This is a genomic window from Clostridium sp. LY3-2, from assembly GCF_024705715.1.
Classification (GTDB): Bacteria; Bacillota; Clostridia; order Clostridiales; family Clostridiaceae; genus Clostridium.
Genome location: NZ_JAMDLQ010000022.1, coordinates 65,763 through 89,615, shown reverse-complemented (window position 1 = coordinate 89,615; position 23,853 = coordinate 65,763). Strand labels below are relative to the sequence as shown.

Annotated in this window: 19 protein-coding genes; 4 read left to right on the top strand and 15 right to left on the bottom strand. The window is 28.7% G+C overall.

The window, feature by feature from the left end:
- The first annotated feature begins 130 nt into the window (after nucleotides 1-130).
- Both M4I33_RS07825 and M4I33_RS07820 read left to right on the top strand, forming a co-directional pair.
- A complete protein-coding gene (locus tag M4I33_RS07825; protein ID WP_257916266.1) occupies nucleotides 131-811 on the top strand; it encodes a YesL family protein in 681 nt (226 codons plus the stop codon).
- A 21-nt stretch (nucleotides 812-832) separates the two neighbouring features.
- The gene (locus tag M4I33_RS07820) at nucleotides 833-2,134 is read left to right on the top strand and encodes a glycoside hydrolase family 125 protein (protein WP_257916265.1); all 1,302 of its coding nucleotides are present in this window, start codon (nucleotides 833-835) and stop codon (nucleotides 2,132-2,134) included.
- 39 nt (nucleotides 2,135-2,173) lie between these two features.
- Here M4I33_RS07820 and M4I33_RS07815 read toward each other — a convergent pair whose 3' ends face one another.
- The 9 genes from M4I33_RS07815 to M4I33_RS07775 form a co-directional block, all read right to left on the bottom strand.
- Nucleotides 2,174-4,417, bottom strand: coding sequence for a glycoside hydrolase family 31 protein (locus M4I33_RS07815; protein WP_257916264.1), 2,244 nt, complete (start codon nucleotides 4,415-4,417; stop codon nucleotides 2,174-2,176).
- 182 nt (nucleotides 4,418-4,599) lie between these two features.
- Nucleotides 4,600-5,673, bottom strand: coding sequence for a mannose-1-phosphate guanylyltransferase (locus M4I33_RS07810; RefSeq protein WP_194191778.1), 1,074 nt, complete (start codon nucleotides 5,671-5,673; stop codon nucleotides 4,600-4,602).
- Nucleotides 5,674-5,842: 169 nt separating this feature from the next.
- A complete protein-coding gene (locus M4I33_RS07805; RefSeq protein ID WP_257916263.1) occupies nucleotides 5,843-7,522 on the bottom strand; it encodes a DUF6541 family protein in 1,680 nt (559 codons plus the stop codon).
- A gap of 344 nt (nucleotides 7,523-7,866) precedes the next feature.
- Nucleotides 7,867-9,285 (bottom strand): pyruvate kinase, encoded by a 1,419-nt coding sequence (pyk, locus tag M4I33_RS07800; protein ID WP_257916262.1) that lies wholly within the window; start codon nucleotides 9,283-9,285, stop codon nucleotides 7,867-7,869.
- A 124-nt stretch (nucleotides 9,286-9,409) separates the two neighbouring features.
- Nucleotides 9,410-10,735, bottom strand: a complete 1,326-nt coding sequence (locus M4I33_RS07795) for an MFS transporter (protein ID WP_257916261.1) — start codon at nucleotides 10,733-10,735, stop codon at nucleotides 9,410-9,412.
- A 119-nt stretch (nucleotides 10,736-10,854) separates the two neighbouring features.
- Nucleotides 10,855-11,823, bottom strand: a complete 969-nt coding sequence (locus tag M4I33_RS07790; protein WP_257916260.1) for an extracellular solute-binding protein — start codon at nucleotides 11,821-11,823, stop codon at nucleotides 10,855-10,857.
- On the bottom strand, nucleotides 11,813-12,592 hold the full coding sequence (locus tag M4I33_RS07785; protein WP_257916259.1) for a DUF3919 family protein: 780 nt from the start codon (nucleotides 12,590-12,592) through the stop codon (nucleotides 11,813-11,815). Before M4I33_RS07785 ends, M4I33_RS07790 begins: the two co-directional genes overlap by 11 nt.
- On the bottom strand, nucleotides 12,582-13,997 hold the full coding sequence (locus tag M4I33_RS07780; protein ID WP_257916258.1) for a HAMP domain-containing sensor histidine kinase: 1,416 nt from the start codon (nucleotides 13,995-13,997) through the stop codon (nucleotides 12,582-12,584). The genes M4I33_RS07785 and M4I33_RS07780 overlap by 11 nt, the downstream gene beginning before the upstream one ends.
- The gene (locus M4I33_RS07775) at nucleotides 13,987-14,658 is read right to left on the bottom strand and encodes a response regulator transcription factor (RefSeq protein WP_257916257.1); all 672 of its coding nucleotides are present in this window, start codon (nucleotides 14,656-14,658) and stop codon (nucleotides 13,987-13,989) included. Before M4I33_RS07775 ends, M4I33_RS07780 begins: the two co-directional genes overlap by 11 nt.
- Nucleotides 14,659-15,033: 375 nt before the next feature.
- On the opposite strand from M4I33_RS07775, the gene M4I33_RS07770 reads away from it, so the two are divergent.
- The gene (locus tag M4I33_RS07770; RefSeq protein WP_257916256.1) at nucleotides 15,034-17,673 is read left to right on the top strand and encodes a cation-translocating P-type ATPase; all 2,640 of its coding nucleotides are present in this window, start codon (nucleotides 15,034-15,036) and stop codon (nucleotides 17,671-17,673) included.
- 38 nt (nucleotides 17,674-17,711) lie between these two features.
- On the opposite strand, the gene M4I33_RS07765 is transcribed toward M4I33_RS07770, so the two are convergent.
- From M4I33_RS07765 to M4I33_RS07740, 6 genes are all read right to left on the bottom strand, one after another.
- Nucleotides 17,712-18,614, bottom strand: a complete 903-nt coding sequence (locus tag M4I33_RS07765) for an ROK family protein (RefSeq protein WP_257916255.1) — start codon at nucleotides 18,612-18,614, stop codon at nucleotides 17,712-17,714.
- A gap of 49 nt (nucleotides 18,615-18,663) precedes the next feature.
- On the bottom strand, nucleotides 18,664-20,040 hold the full coding sequence (locus tag M4I33_RS07760) for an aldehyde dehydrogenase (protein WP_257916254.1): 1,377 nt from the start codon (nucleotides 20,038-20,040) through the stop codon (nucleotides 18,664-18,666).
- 27 nt (nucleotides 20,041-20,067) lie between these two features.
- Nucleotides 20,068-20,784: a DUF3298 and DUF4163 domain-containing protein gene (locus M4I33_RS07755; protein WP_257916253.1), complete on the bottom strand. Its 717-nt coding sequence runs from the start codon at nucleotides 20,782-20,784 to the stop codon at nucleotides 20,068-20,070.
- Between the two features lie 215 nt (nucleotides 20,785-20,999).
- Complete coding sequence (gene rluF / locus M4I33_RS07750) at nucleotides 21,000-21,830, bottom strand: 23S rRNA pseudouridine(2604) synthase RluF (protein ID WP_257916252.1); 831 nt, start codon at nucleotides 21,828-21,830, stop codon at nucleotides 21,000-21,002.
- 25 nt (nucleotides 21,831-21,855) lie between these two features.
- Complete coding sequence (locus M4I33_RS07745) at nucleotides 21,856-22,416, bottom strand: anti-sigma factor domain-containing protein (protein WP_257916251.1); 561 nt, start codon at nucleotides 22,414-22,416, stop codon at nucleotides 21,856-21,858.
- Nucleotides 22,417-22,599: 183 nt separating this feature from the next.
- The gene (locus M4I33_RS07740) at nucleotides 22,600-23,031 is read right to left on the bottom strand and encodes a hypothetical protein (RefSeq protein ID WP_257916250.1); all 432 of its coding nucleotides are present in this window, start codon (nucleotides 23,029-23,031) and stop codon (nucleotides 22,600-22,602) included.
- Nucleotides 23,032-23,344: 313 nt separating this feature from the next.
- Between M4I33_RS07740 and ispF the strand changes: the two genes are divergently transcribed.
- A complete protein-coding gene (ispF, locus tag M4I33_RS07735) occupies nucleotides 23,345-23,818 on the top strand; it encodes a 2-C-methyl-D-erythritol 2,4-cyclodiphosphate synthase (protein ID WP_257916249.1) in 474 nt (157 codons plus the stop codon).
- Nucleotides 23,819-23,853: the final 35 nt, after the last annotated feature.

Here is a 23,853-nt window from a genome sequence, read left to right as displayed (position 1 = left end):
TTTTTATGGGAAATATTATATTTTTAGTGTATTTATTCTAACTTTATGTATAAAAAGTTCATTAAAGTTTGAATTATAACTTATACTATAGTTATCAAAAGTAAACATTTTCAAGGCGAGGGGATAATTTATGCAAGAGATATTTAATTTAGATAAAATATTTGATACTTTCAATTATATTTTTTGGTTCTTTATACTTAATTTATTTTTTATGATTTTTAATATACCTGTTATATTATTTTTCATATTTGTTGGAATAAGCAACATGTTTAACTACTTTCCATTATTTTTACTTTGTTTAATTCCAGCTGCACCAGCTTTCACTGCACTTTTATATTGCATGAGAAGGCTTGTATTTAGTAAGGATTTAGAACCTTTTTCTGACTTTAAAAAAGGAATAAAACTTAACTTTGTTCCATCTTTAAAGATTTGGATACCAGAGCTTTTAATAATACTAGCTCTTTATTCAAACATTCAGTTCTTTACTTCAATTTATAAGAGCATAATTTTAGTTTGTATTTTTTCTGCAATCTTAATTTTAGTTTTTGCAGCTACTCCTTATATCTATATCTTAATTAGTAGGTTTTCTATGAAACCTTTAGATATTTTAAGGACTTCATTTATACTAACCTTTACTAGACCGATAATAACTATAACAAACATACTACTTTTTGTTGTAGCTCTTATCTTATTTGAGATTTCACCTGCAACTATGTCTTTATTTATAATAAGCATTTTTGCTTTTGCAATAATATTTTTTAATAGAGCTTTAATTCATGAATTAGAACAGATTTCAAAAAATAATAGTTAACATAAAACTTTGGAGGTACTTATGAACGAGACAAACACTAAACTTACAAATATAAAAGAAACTATAAGAAATATAGGAAAAGATATATCATCAAATATTAAAGATGAAAAGCTTAAAAATATATTTTATAACTGCTTTATAAATACTATAGAAACTACTGTAAGTATTGAAAAAGACGACACATTTGTAATAACTGGAGATATCCCTGCAATGTGGCTTAGAGATTCAACTTCTCAAATAGAGCATTACCTTCCTTTTGTAAAAGATAATGACTGTTTAAAAGAACTTTTTAAGGGACTTATAAATAGACAAATGGATTGTATCTTAATAGACCCTTATGCGAATGCTTTTAATAAAGAGCCTAACGGTCAAAAGTGGGACAACGATATAACAAAAGACAGCCCTTGGGTTTGGGAAAGAAAATACGAAATAGATTCTCTTTGCTACCCTATCCGTTTAATATATAAATACTACAAAGAATCAAATGATTCATCATTTTTTAATGACAAAATCAAAAAGGTTTTAAATATGATAATAGACCTTTGGATAGTAGAACAAGATCACTCTAAAAAGTCTGACTACTCTTTCCAAAGATTAAACTGCTCTAAAACAGATACTCTTTGTAATAACGGACTTGGAACTCCTGTTTCTTATACTGGTATGACTTGGTCAGGATTTAGACCTAGCGACGATGCTTGTGAGTTTGGTTACTTAGTTCCAGCTAATATGTTTGCTTCTGTAGCTTTAAGATACGTTGAAGAAATAGCAAAAGAGATCTACAAAGACGAAGAGTTAGAAAACCGTGCTAAAAAGCTAAGGTCTGAAATTTTAAAAGGAATAAAAGAATATGGCGTAGTTAAAAATGAAGAGTTTTCTGCTATTTACGCTTACGAAGTAGATGGCTTAGGTAATCATAACTTTATGGATGATGCTAACGTTCCAAGCCTTTTATCAATTCCTTATATAGAATTTGAAGATTCAAATAGTGAGCTTTATAAAAACACTAGGAAGTTTATCTTAAGCAAAAATAATCCTTTTTACTACGAAGGAAAAGTAGCTAAAGGAATCGGAAGTCCTCATACACCAGAGAGATATATCTGGCATATAGCTTTATCAATGCAAGGAATTACAAGTAACGATGAAGAAGAAATTAAAGATTTAGTAAATACTCTTATTTCTACAGATGCAGGTACAGGCTTTATGCATGAAGGTTTTAACGTAGATAACTCAAATGAATTTACTCGTGATTGGTTTGCTTGGTCAAACTCTCTATTTGCGCATTTTATATACGAAACATTAGTAGTTAAAAAAATAGAACTTTAAAATAAAGGAGGAATGCAATTTTTGCATTCCTCTTTAAATTTATTTAATAAAGATAAACTCTTTTTCCGTTTCCTCTAATCCTTTATTTAAATATTCAATATTTATTTCTTCACCTTTAATATTTATCTTAGAAAGGTTGTATTTACCTTTTTTATAATCTAGAGTTTCTCCGTCATCAAAGTAATAATAACCTTTAGAGTTTTCTCCATAAACCTTAAAAGTTACTTTGCTTGGTCTTTTTTCTGTAGTAGTGTACTTTTCTAAAAAGACTGGTATTATACTTCCTTCTCTCACAAAGACTAAAGTTTCGTCTAAATCACATTTAAACTTATATCTTTTACTTCCTTCAAACTTTTCATTTGTAAAGTAATTATACCAATTACCTTTAGGTAAATATACTACTTTGCTTCTTTCACCTTTTACTAAAACTGGTGATACTAATATGCTATCCCCTAGCATAAACTCTTCTTTTAAATTATAAACATTTATATCATCTTTATATTCCATAACTAAAGGTCTAAACACAGGTAAACCATCTTTATGTGATTCAAAAAATAAGTTATAAATATAAGGCATAAGTTCGTATCTTAAATTTATAAACTTTTTAGATATATCTAAAGCTCTCTTTCCAAAAGCCCACGGTTCTTGACGCCTTGTATACATATTAGAGTGATTTCTAAAGATAGGTAAAAATGCTCCTATCTCCATCCACCTTATAAATAACTCTTCCTCGCAATCTAACCCAAATCCACCTACATCATTAGAAGCAAAAGAAAAACCACTTATCCCTAAGTTAGAATTCATAACTATAGACATCCTCATCTGACTCCAAAGGCTCATATTATCCCCAGTCCAAACTGAAGAGTATCTCTGACCCCCTGAAAAAGTTGCACGAGTCATAGAAAATCCACGCTTATTATTATCTAATTCTCTTTGAGCTTCAAAAGAGCACCTACTCATTTCAAAGCCGTATCTATTATGAAACTCCTTGTGTTCTATAACTCCAAAGTCACTGTTATGAATGCAGCTTTCAAGCATAGTTTTGTGATCGTTATTAAAGACGCAAGGTTCGTTCATATCGTTCCAAATCCCAGCTATATCATTTTCACTAATAAACTTTTTAAGGTTTTCTTTCCACCAAGTTCTGCATTTTTCATTAGAGAAATCAGGAAAAACGCTATCTCCAGGCCAAACTGCACCAACAAAAGTTTCCCCGTCTGATTTTTTAGTAAAATGATTTAAAAGTTTTCCACTTTTGTAGATATCATAATTTTCATCAACCTTTACTCCAGGGTCTAATATAGTTACAGTTTTAATCCCCATATCCTTTAAATCTTTTATAAGTTTTTTTGCATTTTCAAAGTTTGGAGTTTTAAAAGTCATAACTCTAAAACCATCCATATAATCTATATCTAAATAAATAACATCTAAAGGAATTTCATTTTCTTTAAAAGTATTAACTAAATCATAAACCTCTTCTTTAGAAAAATAACTAAATCTATTTTGCTGATATCCTAAGCTCCAAAGAGGAGGCATATCCATCTTTCCTGTAAGGCTTGTATACTCTTTTACTACATCTTTAATATCGTCTCCTAAGATAAAATAATATCTTATCTGCCCTCCAACTGCTCCAAAATAAATCCTATCTCCATACTCTTTTCCCATATCATAATAGCTTCTAAAGCTATTATCAAAATAAATACCGTGACAGTTATTTTCTTTAAGCCCTACGTAAAAAGGAATAGTTTTATAATACATAACTGAATCGTCTGTAGTTTCAGGGTCGTCAGTATTATAATTTTCTGTATAAGTTCCTTTTTTGTTAAGTTCTCCACCTTTTTCACCTAAACCGTAGTACGCAAGGGAATCATTAACCTTTGAAATATATATATTTCCTTCTTCATCTTTAAAAGAAGGCTGAAAATCCTCACAGATTATGTTGTTATTCACATCTAAAAAGGTGATTTCTGTGGATAATTTGTTCACTTCTGTGACTAACTTTTCTCCTTTAATAATTATTTTATCATTTGTCTCTTCTACTTTAATTATTTCTCTTTTTGAAGAATCTAATATAACAGCATTAGTTAAAATCTCCTCTTCATTTCTTTCACCTAAAAACACCTTAACTATAGAATTATTTATATATTCTACAGTTAATTCTTTTTCATTAAACTTTAAGGTAACTTTGTTATTTAAAGCTTCATACCCTTCAAATATTCTAAGTTCCCCTTTATATTTTTTATACCTTTTATCTAGAGTTTCTCTATAATTTAACCCACCCATAACACTTCTCCTTTTAACTAAATTACAAGCTTATTCTAGCACCTAAACCTCTCACTTTCACTCACTTTAAAAGGGTATCTACACTTTATCCACTATAAATATAATTATTGCATTTTCCTTATAATAAACCACAAAAAGAAAGGCTACTAAAACTAAAGTTTTAGTAGCCTTATCTTCACTCATTATAAAAATCTGTAGTACTTTCCTTGCTTTTCTAAGTTGTTTAACAAATGCTTTATCTCTTGGTCTTTATTTCTATCCATAACAAGAATAACATCTCCTGCATCTACAACAACGATATCTTTAATGCCGAGCCCTATAATCAGATTCTTGTTTCCAAAAACTGAACAGTTCTCACACTCTTCAAGATATACATTATTTGAAACTGCGTTATTACTCTCCTTTTTATTGTCTAAAAATCTACTTAAAGCTGAGAAGCTTCCTATATCATCCCAGTCAAAGTCACATTGAATTACACAAGCTTTTCTAGTTTTTTGCATAATTCCAAAGTCTATAGATATACCGTTTATCTTTCTATATTCCTCTTCTATAACTTCATCCTGATCCTCTTCCCCTATGTGTTTATATATTTCCATAAGAGATTTGTACATATCAGGTAGATATTTTCCTATTTCTCTTAATATAACATCAGCTCTAAATATAAACATTCCTGAATTCCATAGATAAGTTCCCTTATAAATGAAATCTTTTGCCACATCTGTGTTTGGCTTTTCAGTGAACCTTGCAACTTTATAAGCGGCTCGAATCCCACTAACTCTATCACCCATCTCAATATACCCATACCCAGTTTCGGGTCTAGTTGGGGCTATCCCTAAGGTTACTATACATCTTCTCCTATTTGCCATATCTACGGCTTGTGATAGAGTCTCGATATAAGCTTTCTCGTTTTCTATATGATGATCTGATGGCAATACAACCATAACAGCATCATTATCTTCTTTTAAAAGACGAACTGCAGATAAGCCTATACATGTTGCAGTTTCCTTATTCATAGGCTCAGTTATAATATTATTTTCATTAATATCACTGAGATCCTCTTTGATTTGATCTTCGTAATCTTTGTTTGTTACTACATAAATGTTTTCTTTTTCAATTAAAGGAGTTATTCTTTCTACAGTATTAACAAGGAAGCTTTTCTCATTAATCACTTTTAGAAATTGCTTTGGTTTCTCTACTCTTGATAAAGGATAGAGTCTACTCCCTTTCCCTCCAGCCAAAATAAGCCCGTATATCACGTATTTTTTCAACTCCATGTAATACTACACTTTATTCTATGTTACTTTTTTGCCCTTTGTGCAAAATATTAAAATAAGAAGTCTTATTTATAAAAAAAATTCTATTAGCTAAGAATGCTAATAGAATTTTTTTAAGATCACTTAATTTATTTTTTCCTGTATTATATATCTACTTATATATTCTCGAATTTCTTTTAAAAGATACCTTGCCATTTCTCTTATCTTTTATTCTAAAGTAGATAATATAGATTATAGTAGCTAAAGTTATAAGGTTTCCTAAAGTCATATAGAAAGTTCCTTTATAATCTACTATAAGCGTTCCTGATTTAACTTTACCAAGGTCTACTCTAACGCATAAATCTTCGCTCTTTTCTACTTTTCCTTTTATAGCTTTACCTTCTTTTGGGATGATTTTATAATCGTATCCGTAATAATATAACAGAGGTAAATCTACTATAGTATTGTCATTTTCTGTTTTGAAGTCAAAGGATATCTTAACTCCTTTTTTCTTGTAATTAGAGTATTTAAAGGTAGCATCTTTACTTATTACTTTGTTACCTTTTTTTGCTATATCGTCTTCACTAGCACCCTCTGGAAGGTACTCTGCACCTGCCCCTATATACTTAGAGTATTTAGAGGTAAAGTTATCAAAATCAATATTTTTTCTTTTGTAGTATTTAGTATAAAGGAGTAAGTTTCCTCCTAAAGTTATTACTAATAAAACTAAAATTAATGTTTTAGTTCTAGTTCTATCTGGAATAAGAACTCCTATACTATACCCTGAAACAATCCCCAAAAGTGGAGTTGCTATAAGGCCAAACCTCCAAGCAAATTGTACATTATCTAAAATTTTAATATTTTCAAAGACCGCTTTTGCTATAGGGTTTTCGATAGTTAGTAGTAATGAACCTAATCCTATTAAGAAAAGTATAAATACAAATCCATTATTTTTCTTCTTTAAAATTGCACCTATATAAAGTAGCACTAATAAAGAGAAAATGATCCCAACGAAAAATCTCGAATTTCTATTTACAGTAAAGATATCATTTAAACTAACTATGTCTTCGTAAGCAAAAGGTTTTACATCCTCTAAATTGAACTTACCATTTAAAAATTGCCCTATTATAGGTATCCAAGAATAGGCTGTTAAAAGAACTGTTAAAACTGCAGCTCTTATAGAATACCCTAGCCTCTTTGGCTCTTTTATTATTTTTAAGATACTAAATAAGTAAATAAGTGCGCACATAGAAGCTATCATTATAACTGATAGTAAGTGAGTTAAAACTACAGCGCTCATCCCTATAGCTAATATATAATACTTTTTATAATCTCTATATAAAAGCTCGTAAACTCCTAAGATTATAATAGGAATAAATATAAAAGAGATATATTCAGCTACAGCTGACCTAAAGTATAGGTCTGTTATTTTGTATTGTGCAAAAATATAAATCACTGATGAAAAGAATGCTATGTTTGTATTTTTAAATATTTTCTTTACACAAAAATACATAGAAAAAGTAGCTAAAAAAGTACAAAGACTCATAAATATCCCGTAAGCAATTCTTAAGTCTACTCCCATAATTCTTAAAAGTGCTGGAAAGTATAAAAATAAATCAGGATAAAATATCCCATTTGCATAACCATACCCGTACAGCGATTCTGGCATTATCTGTACCGGAAACTGGCCTCCTAAAATTCCATTTTTAATATCTTCTATTCTTAAAAGGTGAAAAAATATATCATCCCCTCTTATAATAGGTGTACTAAATAATGGAATGATTGTAATAGTAGTAAGGATTATCAAAGATAAAATAATTAATCCTTCCTTACTATTTTTCTTTTGTTCCATAGAAGTCTTCCTCCTAAATTTTTGATTTTTTATTTGTAGTTAAAGATTTAATGTCTTAAAACTCTACATTTTATTATACCCCTACTCTTATAAATTATTTCATATTTATATCCATAACAATATAAAAGTGGTAATTATTTAATCACATTATTATCTTTAACCTTAGAAACAAATTATATTTTACTACCATTTTTGTTAAAATTGCTATTAAAAATATTAAATTTTGATTTAAAAGCCTTATTTACGTATTAAATTTCAAACTTATTTTAACTATAATTTTATAATTTCTTGTAAATTTAAAAAGAAGCTACATATAAAATGTAACTTCTCTTAATATAAGTAATCTATATTGTTTCAAATTTTAGGGTACTATTGTTTCCATGTTTATCTTTACCTTCGCTCACAACTAAAATAGAATCTCCCTTTTTGCCAAATCCTTTTTTAAGTACTAAATCTCTTGAGAACTCTTCTAAGTTTTCTAAAGTTACTCCAGACTCCACAACTGGAATAACTCCAAACTCAAGACTTATTGACCTTGCTAAACTTTCATCACTTGTTATAGCAAGAATCGGAGACTTTGGTCTATATTTTGAAATATTTTTAACTTTATCCCCTCTACTTGTCATCTTAACTACAATTGCTTTTATATCTGATTTACTAATAGCTTCAATAACAGAAAAACTTATTAGTTCGTTAAAACTATTTAACTCTTCATCTTTAAACTTTTCCATAGTCTTATGAAAGTCTAAATACTTTTCTGCATCTTTTGCTATTTTCCCCATAGTTTTAACTGCATCTATAGGATATAAACCTGAAGCGCTCTCCCCCGAAAGCATTATCGCATCGCTTCCATCTAATATTGCATTTGCAACATCTGTGATTTCTGCTCTTGTTGGTCTTGGGTTTCTTATCATTGAATCTAACATTTGGGTTGCTGTAATAACTATTTTATTAGCTTTATTACATTTTTCTATTATAGTTTTTTGAACTAAAGGTACTTTTTCCACTGGGATTTCCACTCCCATATCGCCTCTTGCTATCATAATTCCGTCAGAGACTTCTATAATTTTATCTATATTTTCTATTCCTTCAGTACTTTCTATCTTAGCTATAACTTTTATATCATCTCTTCCGTGAGATTTAAGTATAGCTTTATATTCTAAAATATCTGAAGGCTTTCTTACAAACGATGCTGCTACAAAATCTACTACATTTTGGGCTATAAACGCCAAATCTTTTTTATCTTTTTCAGTTATTGCAGGAAGTCCAATTTTTATATTAGGAACACTAACCCCTTTGTGGTCTGATATAACTCCGTTTGTTAATGCTTCGCAAACAATATCTTTATCTTTTATCTCTAAAACTCTAAATTCCATTAAGCCATCATCAACTAATATAATATCAAAAGGTTTTACTTCTTTATAAAGTTCCTTATAAGAAACTACGCACATATCTTCATCTCCAATTAATTCATCATCTTCACAAGAGAAAGAAAATACATCACCTTTATGTAGTTCTATTTTTAAAGAGCTAAATGCTCCAAGTCTTATTTTAGGTCCCTTTATATCTGCAAGTATTCCTGTAGATCTTCTTAATTCTTTTCTTATTGAACTTATTTTTTCAATAACTTTTTTGTGGCTCTCATGAGTTCCATGAGAAAAATTTAATCTAGCTGTGCTCATCCCATTTTTTATAAACTCTCTTATAGTATCTTCATTATCACTTGAAGGGCCTATAGTAAAAATCATTTTAGACTTTTGCATACCTCTCACCTCTACCATGTTTTTATAAAAGGAACTTAACTATTAAAGCTAAGTTCCAATTTAAGAATATATAATTTAAAGTAATTTAAGTAATTATTGGTTTTGTTTAGTTTTAAAATGTTTTTTATTTTTTACTTCTTTTAACTGCAACTTGTAATACTATTAACCCGATTAGTGCACAAACCGCACCAGCTAACATATACATAAATGCACCATTCCAGCCGAATTTATCAGCAAAGAATCCTAATAAAAGGTCTGCATTCATTTGTCCTATAAGATATGCTGTAAGTCCTGCAAATCCGTCTGCGGAACCCACTGCAAATTTAGGCACCAGGTCTACCAAACTCATATTAATGAGCATTGCAGGTCCATAAATTAAACAACCTACTATTGCAATTGAAATCATTGTGAATAGGTAACTATCAGTTTTCCAATATAGTATTAATGCTCCAATAACACCTACCATACAAATAATACCAAGTGGCGCTCTATTTCCTTTAAATACCGCATCAGATAACCAACCTATTAATATAGTTGATGGTATTGCTGCGTACTCAAAGACCATCATTGCCCAGTTTGCATCTTCTAATGTAAAGTGTTTGGCCTCTGTTAAATATATAGGAATCCAGTTAACTACACCTTGTCTAACTAAGTATATAAATATATTTGTTATTGCTAATATCCAAATAAACTTGTTTGTAAGTACATATTTAAATATTATTTCTTTAACACTTAATGTGCTTGCATTTACATTTTTCTCTTCTTCTAATACTTCATCTCCATAATATTCTTGAACTGAAGGAAGCCCTACTGATTCTGGTGTATCCGCACCTAAGAATAAAAGGCAAACTGCTACAACTATAGTTATTATAGCCGGGAAGAAAAATATACTTTGATAACAATTAGCACCAAATATAAATAATGATAATGTTCCTAAAGGTCCTGCAAGTCCACCACCTAAGTTATGAGCTGTGTTCCATGCACTCATTTTAAGTCCACGTTCTTTTTTATGGAACCACTTACCAATAACTATGTGACATGCTGGTGCCCCCATAGCTTGGAATATTCCGTTAAGAACCATTAAAAGTGCAAATAACCAAATAGACTTTGAAAATGCAAGTCCAAAGTTTACTAATGCTGACCCTATAAGTCCTACGCATAAGAATCTTTTTACATTTGATCTGTCTGCTAAAGTTCCTAGTGCAAATTTACTTAATCCGTATGATACTGCAAATGAACTACTTATAAATCCGATTTCTGTTTTTGAGAAATGTAGGTTTTCTACTAATAATGGCGATGCAATATTAAAGTTTTTTCTAACTACATAATAAAGCATATATCCTATCATAATTAAAATAAACATCTCAATACGATATTTAGTATATGTCTTTTTTACCTTCTCTTCTGGTAAACGTGCAATAGGTTTAGCAGGTTTTAAAAAGTTTATCATTTAATTACCTCCTCATTAATTTTTTCACTTAATCTTTTCTACACGTTTATATTAATATCTCAAAATAACAGAAAAACATCACAAATGTATTAGAAATGTAACATTTGTGATGTTTTTATCTATTTTATACGTTTCCATATATCAATTCCCTCAGAAGAATCATCTAATATTTTAAATTTGTAAATATTGTTATACTCACTATACTTGGCAGCTGGTATTGCTGAAGAAATATTTTCAAGTTCTTCTTGAGTATCTTTAGAAATTATAAAATTAACAAAAGCTTTTGATGCCTTAGAAACATTTTTCTTATTTATTATTCCTACTCCATGAATATCTATACCTGTGTCTTTTGGAACCACAGCTTCTATATTAGAAACTGTTCTTTTCATTAGATTTATATTACTTAAATAAGCTATTCCTATAGGGTACTCACCTGAAGCTACATTTTGAACTACATTATAACCTCTAGTTGTCAAAAGGTCTGCATTAGATCTTATATTTTTAATTAAATCCTCCGATTCCTTAGGTTCTTTTCTATTATAAATATAATTTATAAAGCTATACCCTGTTCCTGATGTTAAAGGGTTTGGCATAATTATTTTTCCTTTATATTTTTCATCACCTAAATCTTCAAAACTTTTTGGAATATCTATCTTACTATCTTTATTTATAACTATAGCAAAAGGGTGAAATTCAAATGCAACCCATCTTCCGTAAGGGTCTTTTAATTCACTTGCTATATTTTTATCTTCTTGTGCTATATAATTTACAATATCTTTGGATTTTGCAAGCCTTATTAAACTTGAACTGGTACCACTTAAAAACAAATCTGCTTTAGGATCTTCTTTTTCGTCTTCAATTCTTCGAACAGCTTCTTCTGTTGGAAGCTGTATGTACTCATAAGAACAGCCCGTTTGCTTTTTAAATAATTCTAAAATAGATTTAGTTTCCTCTGCCCTTAAGCAAGAATAGACTACTAAATGGTTATCTTTTAAATTATTTTCTTTATTTTTATTGCTTATAAAAAAAACTAAAAATATAGAGAGGATAACTATAATAATTATTATTTTAGATTTTTCAAACTTCACCTATTCTTCCCTCCATATATATTTTTTCACCATTATCATCTGCTAAAAACTGTACAACTACATAATTTTCATATATATCTATAAAAACTAAATTATTTGTTTTATTTTTTATATCGTTATTAATTTTAATTTTTAATGTATATAACTTTTTATCTCTTATACTAGTATTATTAAGCTTATCTGTATCACTCATAGATTTTAAGCTTTTAAGCTTTTTTATAAGAGAATTTTTTCTTTCTTTATTAAGTAGCTCCTCTTTCTCTCCCTTTAATAAATAAACACTCGAGTTATCTGTATTTAATATATCTATAATATGCTTATATGTATTAAAATAATTAAATAGTTTTCTATGCAAGGTATTTAATTTATAGGAGCTTGTCTTATATTCTTTACCATTAAACGTTAAAACATTATTTAATGTAAATTCATCAACTTTGTTGTTGTAATAAATCTTTCCTTTAACGGTATAGGCTGAGCTATCTTTTTCTGATATGTCATCACTTTTATAGTCTGAATTCATAATAGAATTTATTGATTCTAAAATCTCATCTATTTTAAGTTTACTTGTTATAACTGTTTTCCTATAAAATTTTGTGCTTATAACTATTTCTTTTGGAATTGATGTATTTATAGATTTTAAAGCGTCTGCTTTCTTTTCAACTACAGTAACTTTATCAAAATTTTCACTATAACTTACAAAAATATATATACTTACAATTAAAGAAATCAAAACTCCACTTGCTATTATTATTTTAATATTATTTTTCATATTTCTCCTTTATTTTATTATGTTTATAAAATATAGCTCTACAAACAGTTCCTTCATAAGGTTCACTCTCTATTTTAAAATCACCATTTTGATTTTGCATTATATCTTTGCAAATCTTTAAACCAAATCCTGTACTATTTTCACTTTTAGGATTGTCAGTGTCAAATCCTACTCCATCATCCTTAATTATAACTTCGTATCTATCATTAAATTTTTCAGAAGAAATAGAAATAACTTCACACCCGCTATATTTAATAGCATTATCTAAAATATTTAAAAATACTTGTTTAGTTTTGTTGTAATCACAATAAACAAAATTAATAATAGAATTGTCTTCAAGGACTATATGATAATTATTTATCCTGTTACTAAGTAAACCTTCTACTTCTTCTATAATTGTTTTTATATTTATAAACTCATTCTTTATTTGAAATGCTTCATTTTCATTTTTAGCAATAGCTAATATTTCATTAACTAAATCTAGAAGCCTTTCCCCTTCTTTTTTTATATACATAGAACTTTCATCTATTTGAGCCTTTTTTTCAAGCTTTGGAATTATATCTGAAAACCCAATTATAGATGTTAAAGGAGTTCTAAATTCATGAGATATATTATCAAAAAACTCTTTTTGATTCCTATATGACTTTTTTATCTCGCTTGTATATATTTTTATATTTTCACTCATTTCATTAAAAGTATCTGCTAATACTTCAATTTCATCCCCGCTTTTTATATTTACCTTTTTATCATAATTGCCTTTAGATATTTCCCCTGAATAATCAGTAAGTTCTTCAAGGGGTGTTGTTATTTTTCTTGCAAGCTTATTAAATAAAAATATTCCTAAAATTATAAACATCATTGCAACTAAAAGAACAACATAAAATGAGTTTCTAACTACATTAAAGGTTCCAATATCTTTATATACAAATCTTATAGCGCCACAAACTTCTCCTTTAAAAAATAAGGGTGACGATACAAATATATAAGGTATTCCTTCATCCTTTTTAACTATATAAGCTTTGTTGCCACTAACGCCTTCCCCTATATCATCAAAATACCTCGAAATATCTTTTCCGTTATCAGTGTCATAAATTAAAGAACCTGAATTATCAAAAAATTGAACTCTTAAATCAAACATTTCTTTAAGTTCATTACATATAAATGGCGAATAATCCTTAATTATTATATTTATATCCTCTTCTTTATTTTCATTTATAATATTTTGAGCGTAGATTTGAGCTGACTTACTTTCTGCAAGAAGAGAATCTATAGAACTTTTTAAAAGGTTATAATTTAAAATCTTTAAAGTTAAAATGCTCATTATAATAATTATAGGAATTATCACTACAGCACTCATAAGTATTATCTTTCTTTTTATGTTTAATTTTATAAATTTATTTATCATCTACCTTATAACCTAATCCATAGATTGTTTTTATGTAACCTTGCTCATCCCCTAGTTTCTTTCTAATCCTTCTAACTAGCATATCAACTGTTCTAGTCGTTCCTTCAAAATCATATCCCCAAACCTTTATCAAAAGCTCATCTCTTGAAAAAACCTTCCCTTTATTTTTACAAAGATAATTTAAAAGTTGGAATTCCTTATAAGTTAAATTAATATCTTCTCCATTAATTAAAACTTTCTTTTGATCTATTAAAACTCTGATATTTCCAACTTCTATTATTTCATTATCTAAATCTTTATTTTTAACAATACGTTTTTTTACTACATTTATTCTAAGTATAAGTTCAGTGCTATTAAAGGGCTTTGTTATATAATCGTCAGCACCTAGCTTAAGACCTAATAATTTATCATTAATATCACATTTAGCTGTTAACATAATAATTGGTATGTCTTTTATTTTTTTTATTTTTGGTATAAGATTAAACCCACTTATATCTGGAAGCATAGCATCTAATACTATTACATCAGGTGATTTTTCTAAAATTATATCTAATGCTGTAACTGCATCTTTAGCTAATAAAACCTCATATCCTGCAACTTCCAAAGTAATATTCAGCATTTTTAATATGCTTTCTTCATCATCTACTACTAATACCTTCATAAATTAACCTCCTGTAAGTTTCATTCTAATTATGCAATAAAGTCATAAAAAAAAAATCTTTTATTTTAAATGTTTACAAATTATTTATAAGCGTTTTTTTGTTAATTTTATGTTATACCGATTGACATTTTTATTCAAAAAGAATATCTTAAATATATAAAGGTAAAACAAAATAAATATTTCTTTTTTTAAAGGGGAGTAGTAAAAAATATAACGTCAACATTCTCGGCTTTTGCCTGGTGTTATATACCGTAGTGGTTACGAGACTTTTAATATAAGTATCTTTTTTTAGGATATTTATATTAAAAGTCTTTTTATTTACCCTTTTTTAAAATGAACTATTTAAAATAAATAATTAATTTAGGAGGAGTTTTTATGGCTAATTATTTTAATAAAAGTACAGACAGCGTTTTAAAAGAATTTAATACTTCTAAAAACGGTCTAGACAATAGTACTTTAGAAATGCATAAAGAAAAATATGGACCTAATGCATTAAACGAAAAGAAAAAGAAAAGCTTAGTTACTGTATTTTTAGAACAATTTAAAGACCTTTTAGTTATTATCCTTATCATTGCAGGAATAATTTCTATGGCAACTGGTGAAATTGAAAGTACTATAGTAATTTTTGCAGTAATTATTCTTAATGCAATACTTGGAACTGTTCAACACGTAAAGGCTGAACAATCACTTGGAAGTCTTAAGGCACTCTCTGCACCTCATGCAAAAGTTATGAGAAACGGAATTAAAGTTGAAATTGAATCTAAGGACATTGTCCCTGGTGATATCTTAGTTTTAGAAGCTGGAGATTTAGTTTGTGCTGACGGAAGAATTATAGAAAACTATTCTCTTCAAGTAGCTGAAAGTGCTTTAACTGGTGAGTCAGAAAGTGTTACTAAAACTTCTGATTTAATAGATAAAGACGAGGTTGCTTTAGGAGATCAAATCAATATGGTATTTTCAAGTTCACTTGTAACTTATGGACGTGCACTTGTTGTAGTCACATCTACTGGTATGAATACTGAACTTGGTAAAATCGCAACTTTAATGGAACAAACTCAAGAAAAGAAAACACCACTTCAAATAAGTATGGATGATTTCTCTAAAAAGCTTGCTATTGTAATCTTAGTTATATGTGCAGTTGTTTTTGGATTAAGTGTTTACAGAAACACTCCAGTTTTAGATTCATTAATGTTTGCTGTTGCTTTAGCTGTTGCTGCTATTCCAGAAGCTTTAAGTTCAATTGTAACAATTGTACTAGCTATTGGAACTCAAAAAATGGCAAAAGAAAATGCTATTATTAAATCTTTAAAAGCTGTTGAAGGTTTAGGATCAGTTTCAATTATATGTTCAGATAAAACTGGTACTTTAACTCAAAACAAAATGACTACTAAAGAATTATATGTTGATTCAAAACTTATAGATTCAAAAGATTTAGATTTAAATAGTAAACCTTGCAAATATCTTTTAGATAGTGCTGTTCTTTGTAACGACTCTACTTCTATAGACGGAAAAGAGATTGGTGACCCAACAGAAGTTGCACTTGTTAACTTAGCACATCTATATAATGTAAAAGAACTTGATTTAATAAGTAACTTTGAAAGATTAAAAGAAATACCTTTTGATTCAGACAGAAAACTTATGAGTACTCTTCATAAGATAGATGGTAAAAACACATTATTTACAAAAGGTGCTTTTGATGTACTACTTAATAGAATAACAAATATACTAACTTCTGATGGGGTACGTCCTATAACAGAAGAAGATAAGAGAAACATAATAAATACAAATATGAAACTTTCTCAAAACGGACTTAGAGTATTAGCTTTTGCTTATAAAGAAATACCTGAAATACGTGATTTATCATTAGAAGATGAAAATGGATATACTTTTATAGGATTAATTTCTATGATTGACCCTCCAAGAGTTGAATCTGCTGAAGCTGTTCGTGACTGTATAACAGCTGGTATAAAACCTATAATGATAACAGGAGACCACAAAATCACAGCTTCTGCTATTGCAAAACAAATAGGTATTTTACAAGATGGCGATATGGCTATAGAAGGTCTTGAACTTGATAAAATGTCAGATGAAGAATTAAATAGAAAACTTGAACACATATCAGTTTATGCTAGGGTTTCACCTGAACACAAAATAAGAATAGTTAACGCTTGGCAAAATAAGAGCAAAATCGTTGCTATGACAGGTGACGGAGTTAATGATGCTCCAGCACTTAAACAAGCTGATATAGGTATCGCTATGGGTATTACAGGAACTGAAGTTTCTAAAGATGCTGCTTCAATGATACTTACAGATGATAACTTTGCAACTATCGTAAAAGCTGTTACTAATGGAAGAAATGTGTATTCTAACATTAAGAACTCAATTAAGTTCTTACTTTCAGGTAATACGTCTGGAATAATCGCAGTTTTATATGCAACACTTGCTGCACTTCCAGTACCATTTCATCCTGTACACTTATTATTTATTAACCTTTTAACAGATAGTTTACCTGCTATTGCTATAGGTGTTGAAAAGCCTTCTAAAGACTTATTAAAAGACAAGCCTAGAGATAGTAAGGAATCTATCTTAACAAAAGATTTCATAAAAGAAATCGCACTTGAAGGCTTAGTAATTGCTATATTTACATTAGTAGCTTTCCATATCGGCTTAAATGTTGGTGGTGAAGCTGTAGGAAGTACTATGGCATTTGCAACTTTATGTTTAGCTAGATTATTCCACGGATTCAACTGTCGTGGTAAAAAGTCTATATTTAAAATTGGTTTATTTACAAACAAATTCAGCTGGTATGCTTTCTTAACAGGAGCTGTACTTTTAAATGCTGTATTGTTTGTACCACCACTTCAAAAATTATTTGAAGTTGCACCTTTAAACATTGGTAATATAGGCTTAATTTACTTATTAGCATTCTTACCTACAGTTATAATTCAAGGTGTTAAAGTATTCTTAGATTTCTTCCAAAAAGAAGATTCAGAAGAAGAAAAAGCTTCAATCTAATAAAAATAAAGGTGCCAAAATTTTGGCACCTTTTGTTTTTATCTGTTTAATGACTCTATTATAAAATTGTAAGCAGCTCCTATAAGACCTGCATCGTTTCTGTGTTTACAAACTTCTATCTTAGAACTTATATCTTTCCACCAAGGGATTTCGTTTGCGCACCTTTCAATTTCTTTTATGAAATCTTCTCTAGCGCTAACTCCTCCACCTATTAAGATCTTCTCTGGGTTTAAAGTAGCTGATAGATTCACAACTCCTAAAGCTATTTTTCTATACCAGTTATTTATTATTTCTCTAACGTTTTGATCTTCTTTAGCTTTTTCAAAAACTTCATACCCTTCAACTATATCTTTAGGGTCCATATTTTTGTATTTCATATAATCTAAAACTAAGGATCTAGTAGAAGCGTTTGCACTTATTATAGAATCTTCTATCTTTTCTTTGTTTAAGCCTTCGCAAACCATAAATCCAAACTCTCCAGCTCTAAAGCTATTTCCCCTAACTATCCTATCGTTTAAGTAAATACCTCCACCTATTCCAGTTCCAATAGTTACACATATGAAATCTGAACAGTTAAGTGCGTTTCCGTTAAACTTTTCTGCAAAAGCTGCGCAGTTACCGTCATTTTCAACACTCGCTTTAAAACCTGTTTTAAGTGCTATTATATCTGTAATACTTTTTCCTTCCATACATTTAATTGCATAACAAACTGTAGGAATACCTTTTTCAGCATCTATAAATCCAGGCATACTAATTCCAACGCCTTCTAATTCTTGTATTTCTTTTTCTTTGTTTATAATTTCTAGTATAGGCTTTAAGAATGCTTCTTCTGAGGAACAATCAGTATCAAAAGTATCTTTTTTAAGTACTTTACCTGCAGTATTTACTATCCCATACTTTACTTTTGTTCCACCTATATCAAAAGCTAATATATTTTTCATAATAATCCCCTCCACCCTTACATTACCATATTCTTCTAAAAACTTCTATTTATTTCATAACTTTTCGAAGCAATTGTAATTTGTTTTTAAAAGGTGCAAATCTTATAGGGAATTCAATAAACGTCCCTCTAACTAAAACTGACTTTTTGTGAGAAAAAGTTAAATAGCTTTCTTCTCCGTGATAAGCTCCCATACCACTATTACCAACTCCTCCAAAAGGAAGGCTCGGCGTCGCTACGTGAATTACAGTGTCGTTAATAGTTACTCCCCCTGAAGAAGTGTTACTTAGGATATAATCAATCTTTTCTCTACTTTCAGAAAAATAATATAAAGCTAAAGGCTTTTCTTTTTCTTCTATGAAATCTATTATGCTTTCTAATTTTTCAAAAGTTAGGGTCGGAAAAATAGGTCCAAATATCTCTTCTTGCATTATAGGACTTTCTAAGTCTACGTTTTTAAGGATAGTTGGACTAACGTATTTATCTTTTATCTTTACTTCTCCTCCGTAGAAAAGTTCTCCGCATTTTAAATAATCAGAGAGTCTTTTTACATCACTTTCTCTTATTATTCTAGGGAAGTCTGGACTTTCTTTAGGGTTTTTACCGTACTGAAGCTCTATTTCTTTTACTAAAAGATTTAAAAACTCCTCTTCTATTTCTTTATGAACCGCTAAATAATCAGGTGCTACGCAAGTTTGGCCTGCATTTAAAAGCTTTCCCCAAACTATTCTTTTTGCAGCTAGTTTTAAGTTTGCATCTTTATCTATAATGCAGGGGCTTTTGCCTCCAAGTTCTAACGTTACAGGAATTAAGTTTTTAGAGGCCTCTTTCATAACAATCTTTCCGACTTTTATACTACCTGTAAAGAAGATGTAGTCGAATTTAAAGCTTAAAAGCTTAGAAACTGCTTCTTTTCCTTCTGAAGGCGCAACAACTTTAATATACTCTTCTTTAAAGTTTTTATTTATTATTTCTTCTAAAGCTTTTGCTGTGTTTATAGAAGCTTCAGAAGGCTTTAAGATTGCACAGTTACCAGCTGAAATCGCTCCTATAAGGGGAGCTATAAGTAGTTGAAAAGGATAATTAAAAGGTCCTATTATTAAAACTACTCCGTAAGGCTCTTTGTAGATATAGTTTCTTGATGGAAAGTAAACTATAGAACTTTTTACCCTCTTTCTTTTTGCAAAGCTTTTTAGCTTTTTTATGTGAAGGTTTATCTCGTCGTAAACAACTCCAATTTCAGCCATATATCCTTCAAAATACGACTTTGCTAAATCCTTTTTTAAAGCTTCTAATATTTTTTCTTCATTTTCTTTTATTATTTTTTTTAAAAGATTTAGTTTATTTATTCTAAAATCTAAATCTTTTGTGTGTCCTTTTTTAAAGTATTCTTTTTGAATATTAAATGATCTTTCTAAATCCCCCATAGTTTTTCACCTCTTAAGTTTGATTTATTATTTATTATAATATAAATAATTAGTATTAAACATCTTTAAAGGAATATTAAACTCAGGTAAGCCTGACGCGTAAGGTGCTATTTCGTAAGATCCGTAATATATAACTAAATTTTCTCCATTTAAATAAAATTTTGTGTTTTCATCTACTCCTTTAAATAAAGCACCGCTATCAAAATACTTTTCTTTATCTTTTGAAATTTGACTTTTAATTTCTGAATTTATTACTTTTTTATAATCGTAACCCTTTTTAAATAATTTATCTAAAGTTAATGAATAGCCTGTTTTTCTATCTAAAGTATAAGCTCTTTTAGTAGTTATACCGTGAGCTCCACCTGTGAATTGGTAATAGTCAATAAAAAAGCTTAAAACATCTTTTTTGTTTTCAGTAACAGAATATTCAGCGTAAAGCTGAAATGGGTAATTACAGATATAACCTGTTTTTTTGTACTCATTTATAACAACTTTAGTATCGTTTATCCACCCTTTAGTCCACATATCTATCTCGTTACTTGTATGTTTTAGATTTTCCGACTCTAAAATCGGGATTTTAACTTTAACTTCTAAGCATTTATTAGAACTTTCAATATCATTCGTCTTAACTATTTCCACATCTGTTTGAAGGGCATTTGCACTTATCAACAGGGTCTGTGCAAAAAGTAAAGTTATTAGACTTATCCACAAAAACAAAAACCCTTTACATGTCCTTTTTCTCATTTTCACCACTATCCTTTTTCTACATTTTTTTTAGAAATATTATCTTTTCTTATATCATTCCCTATTTTCCAAATATTATCTACAGCAGTATCAACAAGTTTTAAACAAGTTATCCACAGGCAATTGTGAATAATGTTAGTAATTTTATTCCTTTTCTTCAATAAATAAAAAAACAACCACAAACATTTAAGTTTTTGTGGTTGCTTTCGTTCGTATTATTCTTTTTCTTTAGATGAACTTCTGATAAGTTTATTTATTCCTTTAAGTTCACCCTCTGTCATATATCTCCACTCTCCAGTTCTTAAACCATCGAGTTTTACGTTCATAATCCTAATTCTTTTAAGCTTTTTAACTTCATACCCTAAAGCTTCGCACATCCTTCTTATCTGCCTATTCATTCCTTCTGTTAAAATAATTCTAAAAGTATATGCATTTTCTTTAGATACAAGGCATTTTTTAGTTACTTTATCTAAAATCTTTATTCCATTACCCATTCTCTTTATAAAATTTTCATCTATTTTTTTATCTACTGTTACTATATATTCTTTTTCGTGGTTGTTTCCAGCTCTTAAAATCTTATTGACTATATCTCCGTCATTAGTCATAAAAATTAATCCTTCTGAATCTTTATCTAACCTTCCTATATTAAATATTCTTTTTTCGTGATTTATAAAATCAACAATATTACCTTTTATCTTCTTTTCTGTAGTACAAGTTATTCCAACTGGTTTATTTAAAACTATATAAACTAATTCCTCTTCTTTTGAAATAAGCTTTCCATCTACTTTTACCTTATCTGAAGATTTAACTTTAGTTCCCATAGATGCTTTCTCACCATTTATATAAACTCTTCCAGACTCTATAAGTTTATCTGCTTCTCTTCTAGAACAAATTCCAGTTTCACTTATATATTTATTTAGCCTTATTTCTTCACTTCTATCTTCGTGAACTATTATCTTTTTAGCATCTACTTTAGGCTTTTTAGTTTTTTTAGGTTTATATTCAATATTTGAATTATTATTATTTTTAAATCTTCTTTTGCTCATTAATATACCTCGATAAATTTTAAGTTTAACTATTTTCTTTTTGCATTATTTCATTTAGCTTGTGCTCTGTTCCTGCATTATTTATTACTAATTCTATTTTATTATCTATAATATACCTTCCTGTTTTTTCAAGCATACCATATTTTATAGGGTCGCCAGTAATAGATACAAATATTCTTCCTTCTGGCACCATACCATTATCTTTAGAATACTTAAGCACATTTCTTAAAACTTCATCAAAATCTTCGTTTAAGCCTCCTAATTCATTTAACATTTCTTTTCCTCTGTCCGTTGAAGAATAAATATAGATTACTCTACCAAAAGGATTAACATCAAGCTTAACTTGTGATGTAGTTTTTATTAAAATCGTGCTATCTATCTTTTTATATTGATGATAAAAAACAGAAACTCCAGTTATTATTAAAAGAATAACTATAGCTATAGGGATTTTAAAATCCTTTAAACTCTTTTTCTTAGTTCCAAAGCCTTCTCTTCCAACTTTTGAATCTTTATCCCTTTTAACTTTTTTGAATTCTCCAACACTAGTTAAAAGATACATAATTCTTTTAGTTAGAGATAAAACCATACCTTTATTTTCTATTCCTTTTGTAATACTTATAACATTATCAAAATCACTTTAAGTATCATTATCTAAAGTTTCATCTATTTCTTCTTTAGATTCTTCAGATTCTTCACTATCTTTATCTTCTTCTTTTTTTTCAACATCTAAGCTAACTACTTTATTATCGCTTTCATATGTTTCTTTTACTTATTCTACCTCTTCTATTTCTATGATTTGTCCATTTTCCGTTATTCTAAGATAGTCTTGAACTAATTTATAATAAGGATTTGCAAATATAACTATATATGCAATTAAATAATCATTCCATCTTTCAACAAAACTTTTAGATATAAAGGTAGTTCTTCTTAATTCTCTTATAGGTAACTCTTTATCTTTTTGAAATTTTTCTAATATTTCTAAGTTACTTGTTATATAAAGAGCTAAATTTAAAATTATATTTCTTTGTTTAATGCTTGGCTCTAATACTACAAGGTCTTTAAGTAAAACTTTATAATCATATAATTCGTTTATTATTTCATTTATTTGTTTTCTTCTAGCCGCGTCTATAGATTCACCAACTGCAAATAAGGCCGGTGAATCTTCGCTAAAACTGTATTTATTCTTTTCGAATTTTTCCACGCACAAACCCTCCCCCCAAAAAACGTTGTCTATATATAAATTTTTATATTTTTTATTAAGCTATTATGTAATAATTATACCTTAAATATCTTCTTATTTTAAATAAATTAACATTAAAAATAAAATAATAATCACTTTTTGGAAATATTTATATAATATATTAATCAATGTTTTATAGGTTTAATATGAATTCAAATATTATATATGTTGATTTTAGATATAAAAGGCGAAAGGTATCTTACCTATACTTATTTATAATTTTCTTTTATGTTAAACTTATAGAAGAAATAATTAACACATAAGAGGTGATTATATGCGTATAGGTCAAGGGTATGATGTCCACAAATTAGTTAAAGAAAGAGACCTTATCTTAGGAGGAGTTAAAATTCCTTACGAACTTGGTCTTTTAGGTCATTCAGATGCTGATGTTTTAGTTCATGCTATTATGGATTCCTTACTTGGAGCTTCTGCACTTGGGGATATCGGAAAACATTTCCCAGATACTGATCCTAAATATAAAGGAATTTCTAGTATTAAATTATTAGAACATGTAGGTAAATTATTAAAAGAAAATAATTACTCAATAAATAACATAGACGCAACTATAATAGCACAAAGACCAAAAATGGCTCCTCACATACAAAGTATGAGAGAAAATATCTCTAAAGCATTAGATATTGATTTAGATAAAATTAATGTTAAAGCTACGACTGAAGAAGGCTTAGGTTTTACTGGTGAAGGACTTGGAATCTCTTCTCAAAGTATAACTTTACTAACAAAAATCTAAACATAAAACAAAAGGTTTTTCACAAAAGTGAAAAA

Excerpts from the sequence above, each read along its gene's own strand:
- M4I33_RS07825 (WP_257916266.1), top strand. The coding sequence starts at position 131 with ATGCAAGAGATATTTAATTTAGATAAAATATTTGATACTTTCAATTAT.
- M4I33_RS07820 (WP_257916265.1), top strand. The coding sequence starts at position 833 with ATGAACGAGACAAACACTAAACTTACAAATATAAAAGAAACTATAAGA.
- M4I33_RS07815 (WP_257916264.1), bottom strand. The coding sequence starts at position 4,417 with ATGGGTGGGTTAAATTATAGAGAAACTCTAGATAAAAGGTATAAAAAA.
- M4I33_RS07805 (WP_257916263.1), bottom strand. The coding sequence starts at position 7,522 with ATGGAACAAAAGAAAAATAGTAAGGAAGGATTAATTATTTTATCTTTG.
- pyk (WP_257916262.1), bottom strand. The coding sequence starts at position 9,285 with ATGCAAAAGTCTAAAATGATTTTTACTATAGGCCCTTCAAGTGATAAT.
- M4I33_RS07795 (WP_257916261.1), bottom strand. The coding sequence starts at position 10,735 with ATGATAAACTTTTTAAAACCTGCTAAACCTATTGCACGTTTACCAGAA.
- M4I33_RS07785 (WP_257916259.1), bottom strand. The coding sequence starts at position 12,592 with ATGAAAAATAATATTAAAATAATAATAGCAAGTGGAGTTTTGATTTCT.
- M4I33_RS07780 (WP_257916258.1), bottom strand. The coding sequence starts at position 13,997 with ATGATAAATAAATTTATAAAATTAAACATAAAAAGAAAGATAATACTT.
- M4I33_RS07775 (WP_257916257.1), bottom strand. The coding sequence starts at position 14,658 with ATGAAGGTATTAGTAGTAGATGATGAAGAAAGCATATTAAAAATGCTG.
- M4I33_RS07770 (WP_257916256.1), top strand. The coding sequence starts at position 15,034 with ATGGCTAATTATTTTAATAAAAGTACAGACAGCGTTTTAAAAGAATTT.
- M4I33_RS07765 (WP_257916255.1), bottom strand. The coding sequence starts at position 18,614 with ATGAAAAATATATTAGCTTTTGATATAGGTGGAACAAAAGTAAAGTAT.
- M4I33_RS07760 (WP_257916254.1), bottom strand. The coding sequence starts at position 20,040 with ATGGGGGATTTAGAAAGATCATTTAATATTCAAAAAGAATACTTTAAA.
- M4I33_RS07755 (WP_257916253.1), bottom strand. The coding sequence starts at position 20,784 with ATGAGAAAAAGGACATGTAAAGGGTTTTTGTTTTTGTGGATAAGTCTA.
- rluF (WP_257916252.1), bottom strand. The coding sequence starts at position 21,830 with ATGAGCAAAAGAAGATTTAAAAATAATAATAATTCAAATATTGAATAT.
- M4I33_RS07745 (WP_257916251.1), bottom strand. The coding sequence starts at position 22,416 with ATGGTTTTATCTCTAACTAAAAGAATTATGTATCTTTTAACTAGTGTT.
- ispF (WP_257916249.1), top strand. The coding sequence starts at position 23,345 with ATGCGTATAGGTCAAGGGTATGATGTCCACAAATTAGTTAAAGAAAGA.